This window comes from Burkholderia sp. PR2, from assembly GCF_052372875.1.
In the GTDB taxonomy this organism is placed as follows: Bacteria; Pseudomonadota; Gammaproteobacteria; order Burkholderiales; family Burkholderiaceae; genus Burkholderia; species Burkholderia diffusa.
Map to the genome: position 1 here is coordinate 3,090,167 of NZ_JBQRWH010000004.1, position 20,208 is coordinate 3,110,374.

The 20,208-nt window shown below is 67.3% G+C and carries 16 protein-coding genes; 14 read left to right on the top strand and 2 right to left on the bottom strand.

Features of this window, described 5'->3' with window-relative positions:
- The first annotated feature begins 63 nt into the window (after window positions 1-63).
- The 4 genes from ACT2FV_RS31500 to metH all read left to right on the top strand — a co-directional run bounded on the left by ACT2FV_RS31500 (window position 64) and on the right by metH (window position 5,889).
- Window positions 64-1,377, top strand: a complete 1,314-nt coding sequence (locus ACT2FV_RS31500; RefSeq protein ID WP_444505376.1) for a DUF3108 domain-containing protein — start codon at window positions 64-66, stop codon at window positions 1,375-1,377.
- Between the two features lie 245 nt (window positions 1,378-1,622).
- Window positions 1,623-1,880 (top strand): BTH_I0359 family protein, encoded by a 258-nt coding sequence (locus ACT2FV_RS31505; RefSeq protein ID WP_006477667.1) that lies wholly within the window; start codon window positions 1,623-1,625, stop codon window positions 1,878-1,880.
- A gap of 177 nt (window positions 1,881-2,057) precedes the next feature.
- Window positions 2,058-3,125: a homocysteine S-methyltransferase family protein gene (locus ACT2FV_RS31510; protein ID WP_059600019.1), complete on the top strand. Its 1,068-nt coding sequence runs from the start codon at window positions 2,058-2,060 to the stop codon at window positions 3,123-3,125.
- 46 nt (window positions 3,126-3,171) lie between these two features.
- Window positions 3,172-5,889: a methionine synthase gene (gene metH, locus ACT2FV_RS31515; protein ID WP_444505377.1), complete on the top strand. Its 2,718-nt coding sequence runs from the start codon at window positions 3,172-3,174 to the stop codon at window positions 5,887-5,889.
- A 117-nt stretch (window positions 5,890-6,006) separates the two neighbouring features.
- Here metH and ACT2FV_RS31520 read toward each other — a convergent pair whose 3' ends face one another.
- Window positions 6,007-6,330 (bottom strand): DUF1840 domain-containing protein, encoded by a 324-nt coding sequence (locus ACT2FV_RS31520; protein WP_044846191.1) that lies wholly within the window; start codon window positions 6,328-6,330, stop codon window positions 6,007-6,009.
- Between the two features lie 201 nt (window positions 6,331-6,531).
- Here ACT2FV_RS31520 and argS point away from each other — a divergent pair, with 201 nt between their 5' ends.
- The 6 genes from argS to ACT2FV_RS31550 all read left to right on the top strand — a co-directional run bounded on the left by argS (window position 6,532) and on the right by ACT2FV_RS31550 (window position 14,760).
- Window positions 6,532-8,313, top strand: coding sequence for an arginine--tRNA ligase (argS, locus tag ACT2FV_RS31525; protein ID WP_444505378.1), 1,782 nt, complete (start codon window positions 6,532-6,534; stop codon window positions 8,311-8,313).
- Window positions 8,314-8,402: 89 nt separating this feature from the next.
- Entirely contained in the window at window positions 8,403-9,302 is a 900-nt protein-coding gene (locus tag ACT2FV_RS31530) for an SPOR domain-containing protein (RefSeq protein ID WP_444505379.1), read from the top strand.
- 69 nt (window positions 9,303-9,371) lie between these two features.
- On the top strand, window positions 9,372-10,013 hold the full coding sequence (locus ACT2FV_RS31535; protein ID WP_059523964.1) for a thiol:disulfide interchange protein DsbA/DsbL: 642 nt from the start codon (window positions 9,372-9,374) through the stop codon (window positions 10,011-10,013).
- Between the two features lie 19 nt (window positions 10,014-10,032).
- The gene (locus ACT2FV_RS31540; RefSeq protein WP_124901990.1) at window positions 10,033-10,806 is read left to right on the top strand and encodes an SDR family oxidoreductase; all 774 of its coding nucleotides are present in this window, start codon (window positions 10,033-10,035) and stop codon (window positions 10,804-10,806) included.
- Between the two features lie 530 nt (window positions 10,807-11,336).
- On the top strand, window positions 11,337-12,929 hold the full coding sequence (locus ACT2FV_RS31545; RefSeq protein WP_444505380.1) for an ABC transporter substrate-binding protein: 1,593 nt from the start codon (window positions 11,337-11,339) through the stop codon (window positions 12,927-12,929).
- 190 nt (window positions 12,930-13,119) lie between these two features.
- Window positions 13,120-14,760, top strand: coding sequence for an ABC-F family ATP-binding cassette domain-containing protein (locus ACT2FV_RS31550; protein ID WP_444505381.1), 1,641 nt, complete (start codon window positions 13,120-13,122; stop codon window positions 14,758-14,760).
- Window positions 14,761-14,776: 16 nt separating this feature from the next.
- Here the strand turns inward: ACT2FV_RS31550 and ACT2FV_RS31555 are convergent, their stop codons facing one another.
- Window positions 14,777-15,856 (bottom strand): MBL fold metallo-hydrolase, encoded by a 1,080-nt coding sequence (locus tag ACT2FV_RS31555; protein WP_059600012.1) that lies wholly within the window; start codon window positions 15,854-15,856, stop codon window positions 14,777-14,779.
- A 326-nt stretch (window positions 15,857-16,182) separates the two neighbouring features.
- Here ACT2FV_RS31555 and aceK point away from each other — a divergent pair, with 326 nt between their 5' ends.
- The 4 genes from aceK to ACT2FV_RS31575 all read left to right on the top strand — a co-directional run bounded on the left by aceK (window position 16,183) and on the right by ACT2FV_RS31575 (window position 20,137).
- Window positions 16,183-18,012: a bifunctional isocitrate dehydrogenase kinase/phosphatase gene (gene aceK, locus ACT2FV_RS31560; RefSeq protein WP_059600011.1), complete on the top strand. Its 1,830-nt coding sequence runs from the start codon at window positions 16,183-16,185 to the stop codon at window positions 18,010-18,012.
- 67 nt (window positions 18,013-18,079) lie between these two features.
- Window positions 18,080-18,847, top strand: coding sequence for a carbonate dehydratase (gene can, locus ACT2FV_RS31565; RefSeq protein ID WP_151048822.1), 768 nt, complete (start codon window positions 18,080-18,082; stop codon window positions 18,845-18,847).
- A gap of 135 nt (window positions 18,848-18,982) precedes the next feature.
- The gene (locus ACT2FV_RS31570) at window positions 18,983-19,660 is read left to right on the top strand and encodes an SDR family oxidoreductase (protein WP_059600010.1); all 678 of its coding nucleotides are present in this window, start codon (window positions 18,983-18,985) and stop codon (window positions 19,658-19,660) included.
- Window positions 19,661-19,699: 39 nt separating this feature from the next.
- Window positions 19,700-20,137, top strand: a complete 438-nt coding sequence (locus tag ACT2FV_RS31575; protein WP_059691402.1) for a YchJ family protein — start codon at window positions 19,700-19,702, stop codon at window positions 20,135-20,137.
- The last annotated feature ends 71 nt before the right edge of the window (window positions 20,138-20,208 follow it).

Below are 20,208 nucleotides of genomic sequence, written 5' to 3' on the forward strand. Positions count from 1 at the left end.
CGGTCCGATGGCTGTGACGCGCGATGCGCGCCGCGACCGCCCCAACCCTGTTCCGTTTCGCCGATGCCGCCTGCCGACACCCGTCCTCGTCACGCCCTGCCCCGCCACTGGCTGCGCGTGGGCGTCGCGCTCGTCGTCGTGCTGGTGCTGCACGCGCTCGCGGCGTTGTGGCTGGCGCGCAGCCGCGACGCGTTCACGCCGCCCGCGCCCGCCGAGATACCGGTGCAGATCGAGCTGCTGAAGCCGCGGCCGATCGAGCGCCAGCCCGCGCCGAAGCCGGCAGAACGACCGGCCGAGCCAGCGCAGGCGAAGCCGGCCCCCGCCGCACCGAAATCAGCACCGAAATCTGCACCGAAGCCCGCGCCGTCGCCCGAGCCGGTCCTCACGTCGACGCAAACGGCCGAGCAAGGCGAGCCGCCAGCCGCCGCCTCAGCCGCCTCAGCCGCCTCAGCCGCCTCAGCCGCGAGCGGCGCGGCAGGCGCATCCGGCACGCATCCGGCATCGGCCGGCGATGCCGGCAGTGCCGCGACGCCGGGCCCCGCGACGCACGGCGTGAAGTTCGCGGCGCCGCCGCCCGGCGACCTGCAGTACGACACGTTCTACAACGGGATGCAGAACATGATCGGCACGATCCACTGGCGCACCGACGGCCGCACCTACGACCTGTCGGTGTCCATGCCCGTGCCGTTCGTCGGCCCGTTCACCTACCGCAGCGAAGGCCGCATCGACGCATTCGGCGTCGCGCCCGACCGCTATGTCGAGAAACGCGGCAAACGGCCCGAGGACATCGCGATCTTCAACCGCGAAATCCGCCAGGTGGTCTTCACGCGCACGCCGAACAACGCGCCGCTGCCCGACGGCGTGCAGGATCGCTTCAGCATGCTGATGCAGCTGTCGGGGCTCGTGCGCGGCAATCCGTCCGCCTACCAGCCGGGCGTCACGCAGCAGTTCTTCGTGATCGACAACAACAACGGCGAGACCTGGCCGATCACGGTGATCGGCGACGAGGACGTGCAGACGCAGGCCGGCATCGTCCGCGCACGCCACTTCATGCGGCTGCCGCGACGCGACGGCGACACGCGCCGCATCGACATGTGGCTCGCGCCGTCGCTCGACTGGCTGCCCGCGCGGCTCGTACAATCGGAGCCGAACGGCTCGCAGATCGAGCTGCTGTGGCACGGCCGGCTCGCCCCGCCCGGTGCGCCCGCCGATGGCGCGACGCGAGGCGCACCGAACGAAGACGCAACGAACGCGCCCGCCAGCGTGCCGGCCTCCGCCGCACCGGCCATGGAGCCGGCACAGCCCGCAGCGCCGCCCGCGGAGCAGGCGCCCGCGCCAGCGGCTGCGCCGCCGGCAGCGTCGCAGCCCGCGCCGTAACGATCGACTAATCGGCAATTTCGACCGATTAAAGCTCTCGCCAAAATGGCCGATGACACTCTTTAACAACTATTTCGGTATTCCGGATCACAATAAGAAACGTTTGATAGATATCGGCTTCTAACCCGATACACCCCACGCAAACGGGAGAACGGGGTGTGCAGCGCAAGCCCCTTGAAACCGGCAAGGTCTACCCCACCTACGGGACAACAAGGCCAGATGCCACTGCGAAGAGGAGTGCCGCCATGCAAATGATCTACAACAGCCCCAACTACTGCGTCGTCGAATTTGCGCCGCAGGCCGGCCACCATCTGATGAATGCCGGCGGATACGAAATCGTCGACAAGAACGCGCAGCGCGAGATCTTCATCGACGGCGAGCTCGCCGAGCGATTCCGCGCACACGTGAAGCAACTGATCGAGGATGAACCGTCGCTCGACGAAGTGGACGAGTTCCTCGGACAGTTCGACAGTCTGATGATGATGCCCGTCGTCCTGCACTGACGACCCGCGGCCCGGCGCATCGCCGGGCCATTCGCCGCTTTCGGGCGGCGCCGCGAGCACTCCGATCCAAGCCCCCGTCCGGTTCGCCGGGCGGGGGTTTTCATTTGGGGCGGGCCGGGCGGCGCCTTGGCGCACCGGCTACAATGACGGTTTTCCCGTCTTCGCCGCTCTTCCGCCATGTCCGCGACCCCTCTCGCCGCTTCCGCCCCGCTCGACGCGCCCTACACGCGCGGCGCCGACCTGCCCGCGCTGCTGAAATCGCGCATCCTGATCCTCGACGGCGCAATGGGCACGATGATCCAGCGCTACAAGCTCGACGAGGCCGCGTATCGCGGCGAGCGTTTCAAGGATTTCCCGCGCGACATCAAGGGCAACAACGAACTGCTGTCGCTCACGCAGCCGCAGATCATCAGTGAGATCCACGACCAGTATTTCGCGGCCGGCGCGGACATCGTCGAAACCAACACGTTCGGCGCGACGACGGTCGCGCAGGCCGACTACGGGATGGAAGACCTCGTCGTCGAGATGAATGTCGAATCGGCGCGGCTCGCGCGCGAGTCCGCCGCCCGCTACGCCACGCCCGACAAGCCGCGCTTCGTTGCCGGCGCGATCGGGCCGACGCCGAAGACGGCGAGCATCTCGCCGGACGTCAACGACCCGGGCGCGCGCAACGTCACGTTCGACGAGCTGCGCGACGCGTATTACCAGCAGGCGAAGGCGCTGCTCGATGGCGGCGTCGACCTGTTCCTCGTCGAGACGATCTTCGACACGCTGAACGCAAAGGCCGCGCTCTTCGCGCTCGACGAACTGTTCGAGAACACCGGAGAGCGCCTGCCGATCATGATCTCGGGCACCGTGACCGACGCGTCGGGCCGCATCCTGTCGGGCCAGACGGTCGAGGCATTCTGGAATTCGCTGCGTCACGCGAAGCCGCTCACGTTCGGCCTGAACTGCGCGCTCGGCGCGGCGCTGATGCGCCCGTACATCGCCGAGCTCGCGAAGCTGTGCGACACCTACGTGTCGTGCTACCCGAACGCGGGCCTGCCGAACCCGATGAGCGACACCGGCTTCGACGAAACGCCGGACGTGACGTCGGGCCTCCTGAAGGAATTCGCGCAGGCCGGGCTCGTGAACCTCGCGGGCGGCTGCTGCGGCACGACGCCCGAGCACATCGCCGAGATCGCGAAGGCGCTCGCCGACGTGAAACCGCGCCGCTGGCCGAGCCAGTACAGCGACGCCGCCTGACCGACAGCCCCAACGCCCGCCCTACATCACACGAATTCGCACCGCCATGACCGATCACATGATGCGCCTTGCCGGCCTCGAGCCGTTCAACGTCACGTCCGGGACACTCTTCATCAACGTCGGTGAACGCACCAACGTCACCGGCTCGAAGGCATTCGCGCGGATGATCCTCAACGGCCAGTTCGACGAGGCGCTCGCCGTCGCGCGCCAGCAGGTCGAGAACGGCGCGCAGGTGATCGACATCAACATGGACGAGGCGATGCTCGATTCGAAGGCGGCGATGGTGCGCTTCCTGAACCTGATCGCATCCGAGCCGGACATCGCGCGCGTGCCGATCATGATCGACTCGTCGAAGTGGGAAGTCATCGAAGCGGGCCTCAAGTGCGTGCAGGGCAAGGCGATCGTGAACTCGATCTCGCTGAAGGAAGGCGAGGAAGCGTTCCGTCACCACGCGAACCTGATCCGCCGCTACGGCGCGGCCGCGGTCGTGATGGCGTTCGACGAGAAGGGCCAGGCCGATACGTACGAACGCAAGACCGAGATCTGCAAGCGCTCGTACGACTTCCTCGTGAACGAAGTCGGCTTCCCGCCGGAAGACATCATCTTCGACCCGAACATCTTCGCGGTCGCGACCGGCATCGAGGAGCACAACAACTACGCGGTCGACTTCATCGAGGCGACCCGCTGGATCAAGCAGAACCTGCCGTACGCGAAGGTGAGCGGCGGCGTGTCGAACGTGTCGTTCTCGTTCCGCGGCAACGACCCGGTGCGCGAGGCGATCCACACCGTGTTCCTGTACCACGCGATCCAGGCGGGCATGGACATGGGCATCGTGAACGCGGGCCAGCTCGGCGTGTACGCCGATCTCGACCCGGAGCTGCGCGAGCGCGTCGAGGACGTGATCCTGAACCGCCGCGCGGATTCCACCGATCGCCTGCTCGAGATCGCCGACAAGTTCAAGACCGGCGGCGCGAAGAAGGAAGAGAACCTCGAGTGGCGCAACCAGCCGGTCGAGAAACGGCTCTCGCATGCGCTCGTGCACGGCATCACGACCTTCATCGTCGAGGATACCGAGGAAGTGCGCGCGAAGATCGACGCGGCGGGCGGTCGCCCGATCAACGTGATCGAAGGCCCGCTGATGGACGGGATGAACATCGTCGGCGACCTGTTCGGCCAGGGCAAGATGTTCCTGCCGCAGGTCGTGAAGTCGGCGCGCGTGATGAAGCAGGCCGTCGCGCACCTGATCCCGTTCATCGAGGAAGAAAAGCGCCTGCTCGCGGAAGCGGGCGGCGACGTGCGCGCGAAGGGCAAGATCGTCATCGCGACCGTGAAGGGCGATGTGCACGACATCGGCAAGAACATCGTGTCGGTCGTGCTCCAGTGCAACAACTTCGAAGTGGTCAACATGGGCGTGATGGTCCCGTGCAACGAGATCCTCGCGAAGGCGAAGGTCGAGGGCGCGGACATCATCGGGCTGTCGGGCCTCATCACGCCGAGCCTCGAGGAAATGGCGTACGTCGCGTCCGAAATGCAGCGCGACGACTACTTCCGCGTGAAGAAGATTCCGCTCCTGATCGGCGGCGCGACGACCTCGCGCGTGCACACGGCCGTGAAGATCGCGCCGCACTACGAAGGCCCGGTCGTCTACGTGCCGGACGCCTCGCGCTCGGTGTCGGTCGCGTCGAATCTGCTGTCGGACGAAGGCGCGGCGAAGTACCTCGACGAGCTGAAATCCGATTACGAACGGATCCGCGACCAGCACGCGAACCGCAAGGCGCAGCCGATGGTCACGCTCGCCGAGGCGCGCGCGAACAAGACGAAGGTCGACTGGGCAGGCTACCAGCCCGTGAAGCCGAAATTCATCGGCCGGCGCGTGTTCAAGAACTACGACCTGAACGAGCTCGCGAACTACATCGACTGGGGCCCGTTCTTCCAGACCTGGGATCTCGCGGGCCCGTACCCGGCGATCCTGAACGACGAGATCGTCGGCGAATCGGCGCGGCGCGTGTTCTCCGACGCGAAGTCGATGCTCGCGCGCCTGATCCAGGGCCGCTGGCTGACCGCGAACGGCGTGATCTCGCTGCTGCCCGCGAACACGGTCAACGACGACGACATCGAGATCTACACCGACGACTCGCGCTCGGAAGTGCTGATGACGTGGCGCAACCTGCGCCAGCAGAGCGTGCGTCCGGTGGTCGACGGCGTGATGCGCCCGAACCGCTCGCTCGCCGACTTCATCGCGCCGAAGGAAACGGGTGTCGCCGACTACATCGGGATGTTCGCGGTGACGGCCGGGCTCGGTGTCGACGTGAAGGAAAAGCAGTTCGAAGCCGACCACGACGACTACAGCGCGATCATGCTGAAGGCGCTCGCGGACCGCTTCGCGGAAGCGTTCGCCGAAGCGATGCACGCGCGCGTGCGCCGCGAGCTGTGGGGCTACGCGAGCGGCGAGACGCTCGACAACGATGCGCTGATCGCCGAAAAGTACGCGGGCATCCGCCCGGCGCCCGGCTACCCGGCCTGCCCCGACCACCTCGTGAAACGCGACATGTTCGACGCGCTGCAGGCGAACGAGATCGGCATGAGCGTGACCGATTCGCTGGCGATGCTGCCGGCGGCCAGCGTGTCGGGTTTCTACCTCGCGCACCCCGACAGCACGTATTTCTCGGTCGGGAAAATCGGTCAGGATCAGCTCGAGGACTACGCGCGACGCATGGCGCTGTCGCTCGACGATGCGCGCCGCGCGCTCGCGCCGCAGCTCTGATCGATGCGCGACCGGGGCGGCCTCGCCGCATTTTGATCAGACAAATAAAAAGCCCGCATCGAGCGGGCTTTTTCTTGCCGGACCCATCTTGCGGTCGGCGTCGCCGGGCGACGAGGCTCAGAAGCCCCAGTGCACGTCGGCCTGGCCGGCCTTCGCTTCGCGCAGCATCGTGAGGAACGGGGCCACGCGCTGCGCCAGGCTCGGCGGCACTTCGTGGTGCGCGTGGTCGTCTTCGTCCTCGTGGAAATGGCCGGCGTGCTCGGCGCGCTCCTGCTTCGCCTGCGCGACCGCGCCTTCCAGCTTCGCAATCGCGTGGTCCAGTTCGTCGTGCGTAATGACACCGCGTTCGCCCAGCTGCTTGCCGACGAGGCCCAGCACGTACACGGCGAAATCCTTCAGCACGTCGAGATCCTGTGCCGCCTTGCTCTTGAACGTAATCATGACAATTCCCTTTTCATCTTGTTGTGCCTGCGCGGCGCAGTTGGGGGGACGCCGGCAGACCGGCGTCCGGCCTCGCGGACGCGGGGCGCCTGAGCGGCATATTAGCACCTGTTAAAATTCTGCGATCCCTGAAACGCGCGCTTAAAAAGCGCGCCGGCCGGCCGGCGTTTCCGGCCGCCACCAACGAAGCCTTCTACCAGCATGCTGCCAGCACACAAACAGACCCTCGAAGCCCTGCTCGCGGATAGCGTCACGCAGGTCGCACACGCGCTGAAAGGCGCCGACGCGGCATTCGTCACCCCGGCCATCACGCTGGAGCGCCCGAAGGTCGCCGCGCACGGCGACGTCGCGTGCAACGTCGCCATGCAGCTCGCCAAGCCGCTCGGCACGAACCCGCGCCAGCTCGCCGAGAAGATCGTCGCCGCCCTCACGGCCCAGCCGGCCGCGCAAGGGCTCGTCGACGCAGCCGAAATCGCCGGCCCCGGCTTCATCAACCTGCGCCTGACGGCCGCCGCGAAACAGGCGGTGATCGCCGCCGTGTTCGACCAGGGCCGCGCGTTCGGCACGTCGGATCGCGAAAAGGGCAAGCAGGTGCTGCTCGAGTTCGTGTCGGCCAACCCGACCGGCCCGCTGCACGTCGGCCACGGCCGCCAGGCAGCGCTCGGCGACGTGCTCGCGAACGTGATCGCGAGCCAGGGCTACGCGGTACACCGCGAGTTCTACTACAACGACGCCGGCGTGCAGATCGGCAACCTCGCGATCTCGACGCAGGCGCGCGCGCGCGGCCTGAAGCCGGGCGACGCGGGCTGGCCGGAAGCCGCGTACAACGGTGAATACATCGCCGACATCGCACGCGACTACCTGAACCGCGAGACGGTGGCCGCGAAGGACGGCGAGCCGGTCACCGGCGCCGGAGACATCGACGATCTCGACGCGATCCGCAAGTTCGCGGTCGCGTACCTGCGTCACGAGCAGGACATGGACCTGCAGGCGTTCGGCGTGAAATTCGACCAGTACTACCTCGAGTCGTCGCTGTACAGCGAAGGCCGGGTCGAGAAGACGGTCGACGCGCTGGTCAAGGCCGGCATGACCTACGAGCAGGACGGCGCGCTGTGGCTGCGCACGACCGACGAAGGCGACGACAAGGACCGCGTGATGCGCAAGTCGGACGGCACGTACACGTACTTCGTGCCGGACGTCGCGTACCACGTGACGAAATGGGAGCGCGGCTTCACGAAGGTGATCAACATCCAGGGCTCGGACCACCACGGCACGATCGCGCGCGTGCGCGCGGGCCTGCAAGGCCTGCACGTCGGCATCCCGAAGGGCTACCCCGACTACGTGCTGCACAAGATGGTCACCGTGATGCGCGACGGCCAGGAAGTGAAGCTGTCGAAGCGCGCGGGCAGCTACGTGACGGTCCGTGACCTGATCGAATGGTCGGGCGGCGCGACGCCGGGCCAGGAAGCGGCACCCGACCTGATCGACGAGGCGACCATCACGCGCGGTCGCGACGCGGTCCGTTTCTTCCTGATCTCCCGCAAGGCCGACACCGAATTCGTGTTCGACATCGACCTCGCGCTGAAACAGAACGACGAGAACCCGGTCTATTACGTCCAGTACGCGCATGCGCGGATCTGCTCGGTGCTCAACGAACTGAAGTCGCGCTACAACGTCGAGGCGGCGCAGCTGCCGGGCGCCGACCTGTCGCAGCTCACGAGCCCGCAGGCCGTGTCGCTGATGCAGAAGCTCGCCGAGTATCCGGACATGCTCACGCACGCGGCGAACGAACTGGCGCCGCACGCGGTCGCGTTCTACCTGCGCGATCTCGCTGGTGAATTCCACTCGTTCTACAATGCGGAGCGCGTGCTGGTCGACGACGAAGCGCCGCGCAACGCGCGCGCCGCGCTCCTCGCCGCGACCCGGCAGGTGCTCGAGAATGGTCTGGCGGTACTCGGCGTGTCTGCGCCCGCCAAGATGTAACGACGCAAGCGGCCCGAACCGGGCAACGAATGGCCGCGGCAGCGCCCGCCGCGACCTTTTCACGATTCTTTTTGCAGGTGACTCAAGCAATGGCACAACCACGCCGAACTTCGAAGCAATCGAAACAAGCCGGAGGGACATTTCTTGGAATCGTGCTGGGCCTGATCGTCGGCCTCGCGATCGCGGTGGTGGTGGCGCTCTACATCACGCGTTCGCCGTCGCCGTTCGTGTCGAAGGTCGCGCCGCCGCCCGCCGACAACGGCGCGAGCCAGCCGCAGCAGTTCGACCCGAACCGCGCGCTGCAGGGCAAGACGCCCGGCCAGCCGGTGCCGCAGGCCGCGCAGTCCGCGCCGCCCAATACCGCGCCCGGCCAGGCCGCGAACCAGACCCAGGGCGGCCTGCTGCCCGAGCCGCAGATCGTCGAAGTGCCGCCGTCGGGCGACACGAACGGCACGACCGGCTCGAGCAACACCACCGCGTCGAACAATGCGTCTTCGGGCAACGGCGTCGCCGTCGCGCCGAAGCCGGCCGACAACACGCCGCCGCCGAAGAAGACGCAGCAGGCGCAGCAACACCCACAACAGCAGCAAGGCGGCGAGGACAATCTCGCGCGCTTCGCCGCGCAGAAGCAGGCGCAGCAGGCTGCCGCGCAAAAGCAGCAGCAACAGCAACTGGCCGCGAACACGCCGAAGCCGACCTCGTCGGCCACGGCCGCCGCCGCAGCGAAGCCGCCGACCGCGAACGACGCGAACACCGGCTACTTCCTGCAGGTCGGCGCGTACAAGACGGAAGGCGACGCCGAGCAGCAACGCGCGCGCCTGGGCTTCCAGGGCTTCGAGTCGAAGGTGTCGAAGCGCGATGTCAGCGGCGTGACCTATTTCCGCGTGCGCGTCGGCCCGTTCTCGAAATTCGAGGATATGAACTCGGCCCGTCAGCGCCTGTCCGATGCAGGTGTCGACACGGCGGTGATCCGTTTCACGAAGCAGTAAGCAACCGGCCGCGCCCACGCAGAACCCGTTACGTTTCGTAACCCGAGCAACTGATTCGACGTCTACAACATGAAAAAACTGCTTAGCACGCTTCTTCTGTCCCTGGGCCTCGCCGCTGCAGGCTTCGCCCAGGCAACGCCTGCCGCACCGGTGTCCGGCAAGGACTTCGAGGTGATGAAGTCGCCGCAGCCGGTGTCCGCGCCGGCCGGCAAGGTCGAGGTCATCGAGTTCTTCTGGTACGGCTGCCCGCACTGCTACGAATTCGAGCCGACGATCGAGGCCTGGGTGAAGAAGCAGGGCAACAACATCGACTTCAAGCGCGTGCCGGTCGCCTTCCGCGACGATTTCGTCCCGCACTCGAAGCTGTTCTACGCGGTGTCGGCGCTCGGCATCTCGGAGAAGGTCACGCCGGCGATCTTCAACGCGATCCACAAGCAGAAGAACTACCTGCTCACGCCGCAGGCGCAAGCCGACTTCCTGGCGACGCAAGGCGTCGACAAGAAGCAGTTCATGGACGCGTACAACTCGTTCAGCGTGCAGGGCCAGGTGAAGCAGTCGGCCGAGCTGCTGAAGAACTACGCGATCGACGGCGTGCCGACGGTCATCGTCCAGGGCAAGTACAAGACGGGCCCGGCTTACACGAACAGCATCCCGGGTACCGCGCAGGTGCTCGATTACCTCGTGAAGCAGGTTCAGGACAAGAAACTCTGATCCCCGCCCGCGCGCCGGCATGACTACTCCGCTGAAGGTCTTCATCACCGGCGCGTCGAGCGGCCTCGGCCTCGCGATGGCCGAGGAATACGCCCGCCAGGGCGCCACGCTCGCACTCGTCGCGCGCCGCACCGATGCCCTCGATGCGTTCGCGCGACGCTTTCCCAAGCTGTCCGTCTCCGTCTATTCCGCCGACGTGCGCGACGCCGATGCGCTCGCCACGGCCGCCGCGTCGTTCATCGCCGCGCACGGCTGCCCCGACGTCGTGATCGCGAACGCGGGCATCAGCCAGGGCGCCGTCACCGGACAAGGCGATCTCGCCACGTTCCGCAACGTCATGGACATCAATTACTACGGGATGGTCGCGACGTTCGAGCCGTTCGTCGGCCCGATGACGGCCGCGCGCCACGGCACGCTGGTGGGCGTCGCGAGCGTCGCCGGCGTGCGCGGCCTGCCCGGTTCCGGCGCGTACAGCGCGTCCAAATCGGCCGCGATCAAGTATCTCGAGGCGCTGCGCGTCGAGTTGCGCCCGGCCGGCGTCGGCGTCGTGACGATCGCGCCCGGCTACATCCGCACGCCGATGACCGCGCACAACCCGTACCGGATGCCGTTCCTGATGGACGCCGACCGCTTCGCGGCCCGCGCCGCACGCGCGATCGCTCGGCAGCACGCGTTCCGCGTGATTCCATGGCAGATGGGCGTCGTCGCGAAGGTGCTGCACGTGCTGCCGCGCTGGCTCTACGACCGTCTGTTCGAAAAGGCGCCGCGCAAGCCGAAGGCCGGCACGCACTGAGCGCATCGGGGGCATCGGGCGTCCGGCGCGTCTGGCGCGCCGTTCATGCCGGCCGGTGCAGCGCCACGGTTCGGTGCCAACGCAGCGCGCGCCGCTTCCTCCTGTCGGCCGTACCACGCGTCGCACGCCGGTACCGAGCTTCCTCCGCTTCTTCCGCTTCTTCCGCTTCTTCCGCTTCTTCCGCTTCTTCCGCTTCTTCCGCTTCTTCCGCTTCTTCCGCTTCCCTCGCCTCCGCCGCTCCAACAGATTCGCGCCGACCCGCTTCGATTCGCGGCCTCCCCACAACAGTCTCGCCCGCCCGCCGTTCGCCGCCGCACCTGCCCCGCCTCCCCGCCGCTGCGCCGCCCCAACACGCATTCCGTCGCCAACGCAGCCGTTTTTCGCTCAACTCACCTCGTTCCGGCGCCTTTTTTCACGCGCGGCACGCTTTGACGGTATGCTATCCGCCAGCCGCGCCGGCCCTGCCCGCTTCCGGGCCGCGCCCGCATTCCGACACCCGGCAAAAAATCACAAGTCACGTGGGAGATCCTATGCAGGTCAAGCTGTTCGCCGCGGCCACGCTCGCCGCCGCCCTCGCCGCCCCCGGCCTCGCCGCCAAGCCGCTCACCGTCTGCACGGAGTCGAGCCCGGACGGCTTCGACGTCGTGCAGTACAACTCGCTCGTCACGACCAACGCATCGGCCGACGTGATCTTCAACACGCTCGTGTCGTACGACGAAGCCGCGAAGAAGGTCGTACCCGCGCTCGCCGACAAATGGGAAGCGAGCGCCGACGGCCTGACGTACACGTTCCACCTGCGCCCCAACGTCGCGTTCCAGACCACCGACTACTTCAAGCCGGGCCGCACGCTCAATGCGGACGACGTCGTGTTCACGTTCTCGCGGATGCTCGACGATACGAATCCGTGGCACAAGGTGGCCGGCGCGAGCGGCTTCCCGCACGCGCAGTCGATGGGCCTCGTGAAACTCGTGAAGTCGGTCACGAAGGTCGACGACAGCACGGTGAAGTTCGTGCTGAACGAGCCGAATGCGACGTTCGTGCCGATCCTGACGATGGGCTTCGCGTCGATCTACTCGGCCGAATACGCGGACCAGCTGCTGAAGGCCGGCAAGCAGGCCGACCTGAATGCGAAGCCGGTCGGCACCGGCCCGTTCGTGCTCAAGAGCTACACGAAGGATGCGCTGATCCGCTACGACGTGAACCCGGCCTACTGGGGCACGAAGCCGAAGGTCGACCGGCTGATCTACGCGATCACGCCCGACGCGTCGGTGCGCATGCAGAAGGTGAAGGCCGGCGAATGCCAGATCGCGCTGTCGCCGAAGCCGCAGGACGTGCTCGCGGCGAAGGGCGAAAGCGCGCTGAAGGTCGTGCAGACGCCCGCGTTCATGACCGCGTTCGTCGCGCTGAACACGCAGAAGAAGCCGCTCGACAACGACAAGGTGCGCGAGGCCCTGAACCTCGCGTTCGATCGCGCGACCTATCTGAAGGTGGTGTTCGACAACACCGCGACGGCCGCGAACAACCCGTATCCGCCGAACACGTGGAGCTACGCGAAGGACATCGCGCCGTATGCGTACGATCCCGCGAAGGCGAAGCAGCTGCTCGCGCAGGCCGGCTTCCCGAACGGCTTTTCGACGACGATCTGGACGCGCCCGACGGGCAGCGTGCTGAACCCGAACCCGAAGGCCGGCGCGGAACTGCTGCAGGCCGACCTCGCGAAGATCGGTGTGAAGGCCGAAGTCAAGGTGATCGAATGGGGCGAGCTCATCAAGCAGGCGAAGCTCGGCCAGCATGACATGCTGTTCATGGGCTGGGCCGGCGACAACGGCGATCCGGACAACTACCTGTCGCCGCTGTTCAGTTGCAACGCGGTGAAGTCGGGCATCAACTTCGCACGCTTTTGCGACGCGCAGCTCGACAAGCTGATCGCCGACGGCAAGTCGACCGCCGATCAGGCCAAGCGCGCGAAGCTGTACGAATCCGCGCAGAAGATCATCCACGACCAGGCGCTGTGGATTCCGCTCGGCTACCCGACCGCGGCCGCGCTCACGCGCGCGAACGTGAGCGGCTATCGCGTGAGCCCGTTCGGCCGCCAGAACTTCGCTGCGGTCACGGTGCAGTAACCGCGCGTGGCACGCAAGCGACGGCATGCTCGCCCGTCGCTTGGGGCGCGCGCGCCGCGCTTGCTACACTGCGCGCTCATTCCTCATACCGGACGCCAGCCGAAGTGAACAACTAAGCCTTCCCAAAAATGTTTTCGCCGCCGTGCCACGCACGCCGCGCGAAGGGTTTCACGCATTTTCGGAGGTGCTTATGGCTGCTGCCACGCCGACCGGCGCGCTCGTCGCGCTTCATCACGTTTCCTTCCGCTTCGACGACGGCGTCACGCTGTTCGACTCGCTCGACCTGTCCATCGATCGCACGCCGACGGGCATCGTCGGCCGCAACGGCGCCGGCAAGAGCCTGCTCGCGCAACTGATCGCGGGCCGGCGTGCGCCGAGCGCGGGCACGATCGACCGGCAGACGCCGGTCGTCTACGTCGCGCAGCAGCATGACGACGCGCCGGCCGGCACGCGGACCGTCGCCGAGATCGCCGCGCTGGATGGGCCGCTCGCGGCCCTGGCGCGCCTCGCCGACGGGCGCGCGCACGCGCACGACTTCGACCTGATCGGCGATCGCTGGGACCTCGCCGAGCGGTTGCGCGCGGCGCTCGACGCAGCCGGCCTGCACGACGTGCGCGCCGACACGCCGGCGCACGCGCTGAGCGGTGGCCAGCTCGCGCGCGTCGCGCTGATCGGCGCCCTGCTGTCGGAAGCCGGGCTGCTGGTGCTCGACGAACCGACCAACCACCTCGATGCGCCGGGCCGTGCGTGGCTGCGCGCGGCGCTCGACGGCTGGCGCGGCGGTGTCGTCGTCGTCAGCCATGACCGCGCGTTACTCGCGCACGTGCAGCGCATCGTCGAACTGACGCCGCACGGCGTGCGCACGTATGGCGGCAACTACGCGCTGTACCGCGCGCAGCGCGATGCGGAGCACGATGCCGCGCAGGCGGCGCTCGAGCATGCGCGCAACGAGCGCGGACGCGCGCGGCGTCGGCTCGAACAGGAACACGACACGATCCAGCGTCATGCGGCCGGCTCGCTGCGCGATGCGAAGACGGCCAACCTGTCGTCGATGGCAAAACAGAGCCGCAAGGGAGCGGCACGCAGCATCATGGGGGCGGTCCGCCGTCACCAGAGCGAATTCAAGGCGACGCTCGATGCGCGCGTGCAGGAAGCAGCCGCGCGCGTCGAAGCCGCCGCGCCGGTGCTCGTATCGCTGCCGGGCACCGAGGTGAGCGCGCGCCGCCATCTGTTCGCGCTCGAGCGCGCGCAATTGCCGTGGCGCACCGCGGGCCGCACGGACGCGATCACCTGGTCGGCCAGCGGCCCCGTGCGCATCGCGCTGACGGGCCCGAACGGCTGCGGAAAATCGACGCTGCTGCGCATGCTCGCCGGCGAACTCGCTCCGCGCGCCGGGACCTGCACGACGCACGTGAGCGCTGCGTATCTCGACCAGCGGCTCGCGCTGCTCGATCCTGAACGCTCGATCGTCGAGCAGTTGGGACTCCTCGACACGCCGCTCTCCGAAGGCGAACTGCGCAGCCGGCTCGCGCTGCTGCAGCTCAATGCCGCGCGCGCGACGCAGCCGGTGCACCGCCTGAGCGGCGGCGAACGGCTGAAGGCCGCGCTCGCATGCGCGCTGTGGCGCGGCACGCCCGCGCAGCTGCTGCTGCTCGACGAGCCGACCAATCACCTCGATCTGGAATCGGTGCGCGCGATCGAAGCCGCGCTGGCCGGCTTCCCCGGCGCGATCGTGGTCGCGTCGCACGACGCCGCGTTTCTCGCGGCGCTCGCACCGACGCACACGATGCAATGGCAGCGCGACGGGTGGCGTTACGAACCCGTCGCGTGACGGTAACGACGCGCGCTCAGCGCGCGGTACGGAAACGCAGCACGCCGTCGTCACCCTGCTCGCGCACGAGTTCGCCCGCGAGCCACAGCAGGTTCAGGTGGGCGAGCGCCTCGCCGAGCGCGAACGTCATCTGGTGGATGTCGAGCTCGCGGCGGCGGAACATGATCGGCACGATGTCGGCCGCGCTCGCCGGCTTCTCCGCGCAGGCGACGCGCACTTCGTCGAGCCGCGCGTCGTGGTGCGCGCGCAGTTGCGCGATGCGCGTGCGCACGCCGCGGAACGGCTTGCCGTGCGACGGCAGCACGAGCGTGTCGGGCGCCATCGTCTCGTAGCGGCCGAGCGATTCCAGGTACAGCGCGAGCGGGTTGGCTTCCGGTTCGAGATCGAACACGGACACGTTGGTCGAGATGCGCGGCAGCACCATGTCGCCGGAAATCAGCACGCCGTCCGCTTCACTGTGGAGCGCGCAATGTTCAGGCGAATGACCGTAGCCGGTGACGACGCGCCACGTGCGCGCGCCGATCTTCACCGCGTCGCCTTCGCGCAGGCGCCGGTAGCGCGGCGGCACGGCCGGCACGAGGTCCGAGTAGTAGCTGCGGCGGCTGCGCAGCTTCTCGAGCGCGACCGGGTCGGTCAGGCCGTGGCGCGCGAAATGATCGGCCGCGGCCGCGCCGCCGGCGTTCGAACCGTTGCCGGCCGCCATCAGGCAGCCGAACATGTATTCGCCGAGCGTCATCCACAGCCGCACGTTCCAGCGGCCCTTGTCGCCGCCTTCGCAAAGCCAGTTCGCGAGGCCGAAGTGATCGGGATGGCAATGCGTGACGAGCACGCGCAGCACCGGCAGCCCGTCGAGATGCGTGTCGAAAATCTGTTCCCAGTGCGTACGGATCGCGTCCGACGAGATCCCGCAGTCGACGATCGTCCAGCCGGCCTGTCCGTCGATCTCGTCGCGCAGCAGCCAGAGGTTGATGTGATCCAGCGAGAACGGCAGCGGCATGCGCAGCCAGCGCACGCCGGGCGCGACCTCGAACGTGTCGCCCGCGGCGGGCAGCGTGTCGGCGAAGGGATAGTCGAGTTGGTGTTCCAGTGCGTTCATCGGTGGGGCGTCTCGTCGTTATCAGGGCAGGCAAGTGCGAATGCGGGGCAGGCGCGCGCGGGCTGCAGGCCGCGCGGGGATCGCGTCGATTCTATCGCCGTCGCGCGAAACGCGCGCCCGCGCTGGCGCCGGACGGGCAAAAAAAGTTCGTGCCAGAATCAATTCCGTACCCGTATCTTTACGCGAAGATGCACCGAACGGCATGTAACGGCGCACAACCCGCGCATTGACGGCGCTTGGGCGCCGGCCCTGAAAGTCATTGAAACGCCGACTTGGGCGCTAAAATGGCGAGTGCTTACAGCCCCTCTCGAACGAGCCTGCACGCGATGAATCACTTCCCCAAACTGCTGTCGTCGCAGATCGGTTTCGACGTCGCACAGACGATGCTCGAATACTTCGACCGCCACTACCGGATCTTCCGGGAAGCCGCCGTCGAGGCGAAGACGCTATACGAGCGCACCGACTGGCACGGCCTGCAGCGGCTGGCGCGCGAGCGGATCACGTCGTACGACGATCGCGTGCAGGAATGCGTCGAGGTGCTGGAGGACGAATACGACGCGGAGAACATCGACGACGAGGTGTGGCAGCAGATCAAGCTGCACTACATCGGCCTGCTCACGTCGCACCGCCAGCCCGAGTGCGCGGAGACGTTCTTCAATTCGGTGTGCTGCAAGATCCTGCACCGCTCGTATTTCAGCAACGATTTCATCTTCGTGCGGCCCGCGATCTCGACCGAATACCTCGAGAACGACGAGCCGGCCGCGAAGCCGACCTATCGCGCGTACTACCCGGGCACCGACGGGCTCGCGGCCACGCTCGAGCGCATCGTCACGAACTTCCAGCTCGAGCCGCCGTTCGAGGATCTCACGCGCGACATCGGCTGCGTGATGCAGTCGATCACCGACGAATTCGGCGAGTTCGACGCCGCGCCGAATTTCCAGATCCACGTGCTGTCGTCGCTCTTCTTCCGCAACAAGAGCGCGTACATCGTCGGCCGCATCATCAACGCCGATCGCGTGCTGCCGTTCGCGGTGCCGATCCGCCACGTGCGCCCGGGCCTGCTCGCGCTCGACACCGTGCTGCTGCGCCGCGAGCAGCTGCAGATCATCTTCAGCTTCTCGCATTCGTATTTCCTCGTCGACATGGGCGTGCCGTCCGCGTACGTGGACTTCCTCTGCACGATCATGCCGGGCAAGCCGAAGGCCGAGATCTACACGTCGGTCGGCTTGCAGAAGCAGGGCAAGAACCTGTTCTACCGCGACCTGCTGCACCATCTGTCGCATTCGAGCGACCGCTTCATCATCGCGCCCGGCATCAAGGGCCTCGTGATGCTCGTGTTCACGCTGCCGTCGTTCCCGTACGTGTTCAAGATCATCAAGGATCACTTCCCGCCGCCGAAGGAAACGACGCGCGCGCAGATCATGGAGAAGTACCAGCTCGTGAAGCGCCACGACCGTCTCGGGCGGATGGCCGACACGCTCGAGTATTCGAGCGTCGCGCTGCCGCTGTCGCGGCTCGACCATGCGCTCGTGCGCGAGCTGGAGAAGGAAGTGCCGTCGCTGCTCGAATACGAGGACGACAATCTCGTGATCAAGCACCTGTACATCGAGCGCCGGATGACGCCGCTCAACCTGTACCTGCAGAACGGCACCGACGCGGACATCGAGCACGGCGTGAAGGAATACGGCAACGCGGTGAAAGAGCTGATGAAGGCCAACATCTTCCCGGGCGACATGCTGTACAAGAACTTCGGCGTCACGCGCCACGGCCGCGTCGTGTTCTACGACTACGACGAGATCGAGTACCTGACCGACTGCAACGTGCGGCGCGTGCCGCCGCCGCGCAACGAGGAAGACGAACTGTCCGGCGAGCCGTGGTATACCGTCGGCCCGCACGACATCTTTCCGGAAACCTACGGACCGTTCCTGCTCGGCGACCCGCGCGTGCGGACGGTCTTCATGAAGCATCACGCGGACTTTTTCGACCCTGCGCTGTGGCAGTCCAGCAAGGACAAGCTGCTGCAGGGCGAGTTGCCCGATTTTTTCCCGTACGACGCGTCGCTGCGCTTCAGCGTGCGCTACCCCGCGCGCTTCGACGCGACGCCGGGCGCCGATGACGCCGGTGACGATGCAGGCGACGCGCAGCGCGCCGCCTGACGCGCGACCGGATCCGATCGAATCGAACCCGTTATCGACCCGCTTTCCGCCAACGGAATCCACACCGATGAATACCCAAGACAATCCGCTTTCACATCTGTTCGACAACAACGACGCCTGGGTCAAGCGCCAGCTCGCCGAAGATCCCGACTTCTTCGCGCGTCTCGCCGACCAGCAGGCGCCGGAATATCTGTGGATCGGCTGCTCGGATTCGCGCGTGCCCGCGAACCAGATCATCGGCCTGCCGCCGGGCGAAGTGTTCGTGCACCGCAACATCGCGAACGTCGTCGTCCATAGCGACCTGAACTGCCTGTCGGTCATCCAGTTCGCGGTCGACATCCTGCGCGTGAAGCACATCATGGTCGTCGGCCACTACGGCTGCTCGGGCGTGAACGCGGCGCTCCACAACCGCCGCGTCGGCCTCGCCGACAACTGGCTGCATCACGTGCAGGACGTGCGCGAGCGCCACGCGGCGCTGCTCGACGAATGGCCGGTCGGGGAGGCGCGCTATCGCCGCCTGATCGAGCTGAACTCGATCGAGCAGGTCGTCAACGTGTGCCGCACGACGATCGTCAACGACGCCTGGGCGCGCGGCCAGTCGCTCACCGTGCACGGGCTCGTGTATGGCGTGCACGACGGGCGGATGCGCAACCTCGGGATGTCCGTGTCGAACTTCGACGCGCTCGATGCGACCTACAAGCGCTGCGTCGCGGCGCTGACCGCGCGTGGCCAGCACGCGCCCGACAACGACATGGTCGCGGCGGATGCCGCGCGGCTCGACGACGTCGCGCAGGCGGTCGCCGCCACGCTGAAACCGTGCGGCGACGCGAAGTAACGTCCGCCGGCGCGGCGCGCACGCGCCGCGCGGCACCCGGCCGAAGACGCATCACGCGCCTGGCCGCGACGGGCATCGCATTGATCTGACACCGACACTGCCGCGACGGCGGTGCACTGAGAAGGAGCGGCGAACATGAAAACCGTATTGATCGTCGGCGCATCGCGCGGCCTCGGACGCGAATTCGTCCGGCAATACCGGCGCGACGGCTGGAACGTGATCGCGACCGCGCGCGACGACGCGTCGCTCGCCGCGCTGCGCGAACTCGGCGCGCACGCGCACGCGCTCGACATCGCGCGGCCCGAACAGATCGCGGCGCTCGGCTGGAAGCTCGACGGCGAACGGCTCGACGCCGCGGTGCTCGTGTCGGGCGTGTACGGGCCGCGCACCGAAGGCGTCGAAACGATCGGCGCCGAGGATTTCGACGCGGTGATGCATACGAACGTGCGCGGGCCGATGCAGTTGCTGCCGATCCTGCTGCCGCTCGTCGAGGACGCGCGCGGCGTGCTCGCCGTCGTCTCGAGCCGGATGGGCAGCATCGCCGAGGCGACCGGCACGACCGGCTGGCTGTACCGCGCGAGCAAGGCCGCGCTGAACGACGTGCTGCGCATCGCGTCGCTGCAGACGCGCCACGCCGCATGCATCTCGCTCCATCCCGGCTGGGTGCGCACCGACATGGGCGGCGCGCAGGCCGCGATCGATCCGGAAACCAGCGTGACCGGCATGCGCCGCGTGATCGCGGAAGCCGGCGCGGACGTGTCGCGGTCCAACGGCCGTTTCTTCCAGTACGACGGCGTCGAGCTCAGCTGGTGAGCCGACATCACAACCCGGCGTCGTTAATTCACGATTCGCATGATTTTGAACCGACCTGACGCGTGCCCGTGCGGCGGCGCGTCCCCCGCGCCTGCCGGCAAAGCCCCGGCACCGCGCTATGCGGCCTGCTGCGGCCGCTTCATCGACGGCGGCGAAGCCGCGCCGACCGCGCTCGAGTTGATGCGCTCGCGGTACAGCGCGTACGTGCTCGGCGCGACCGACTACCTGCGCGCGACCTGGGACGCGCGCACCTGCCCGGCCGATCTCGATGCGGACCCGGATGCGCCCGACGCGCCGCGCTGGCTCGGCCTCGCGATCAAGCGCCATGCGCCGCTCGACGAACGGCACGCGGAGGTTGAATTCGTGGCCCGCTACAAGGTCGGCGGGCGCGCTTACCGGCTCCACGAGACGAGCCGGTTCACCCGCGACGAGCACGGGTTCTGGCGCTATGTCGACGGTGAAGTAAGTGAACGCTGACAAATAGTTGCTGTGTCAGACGCCGGGTAATTCCCGCATTGCACAACCTGAATTTGTCGGGCTAGGATGGC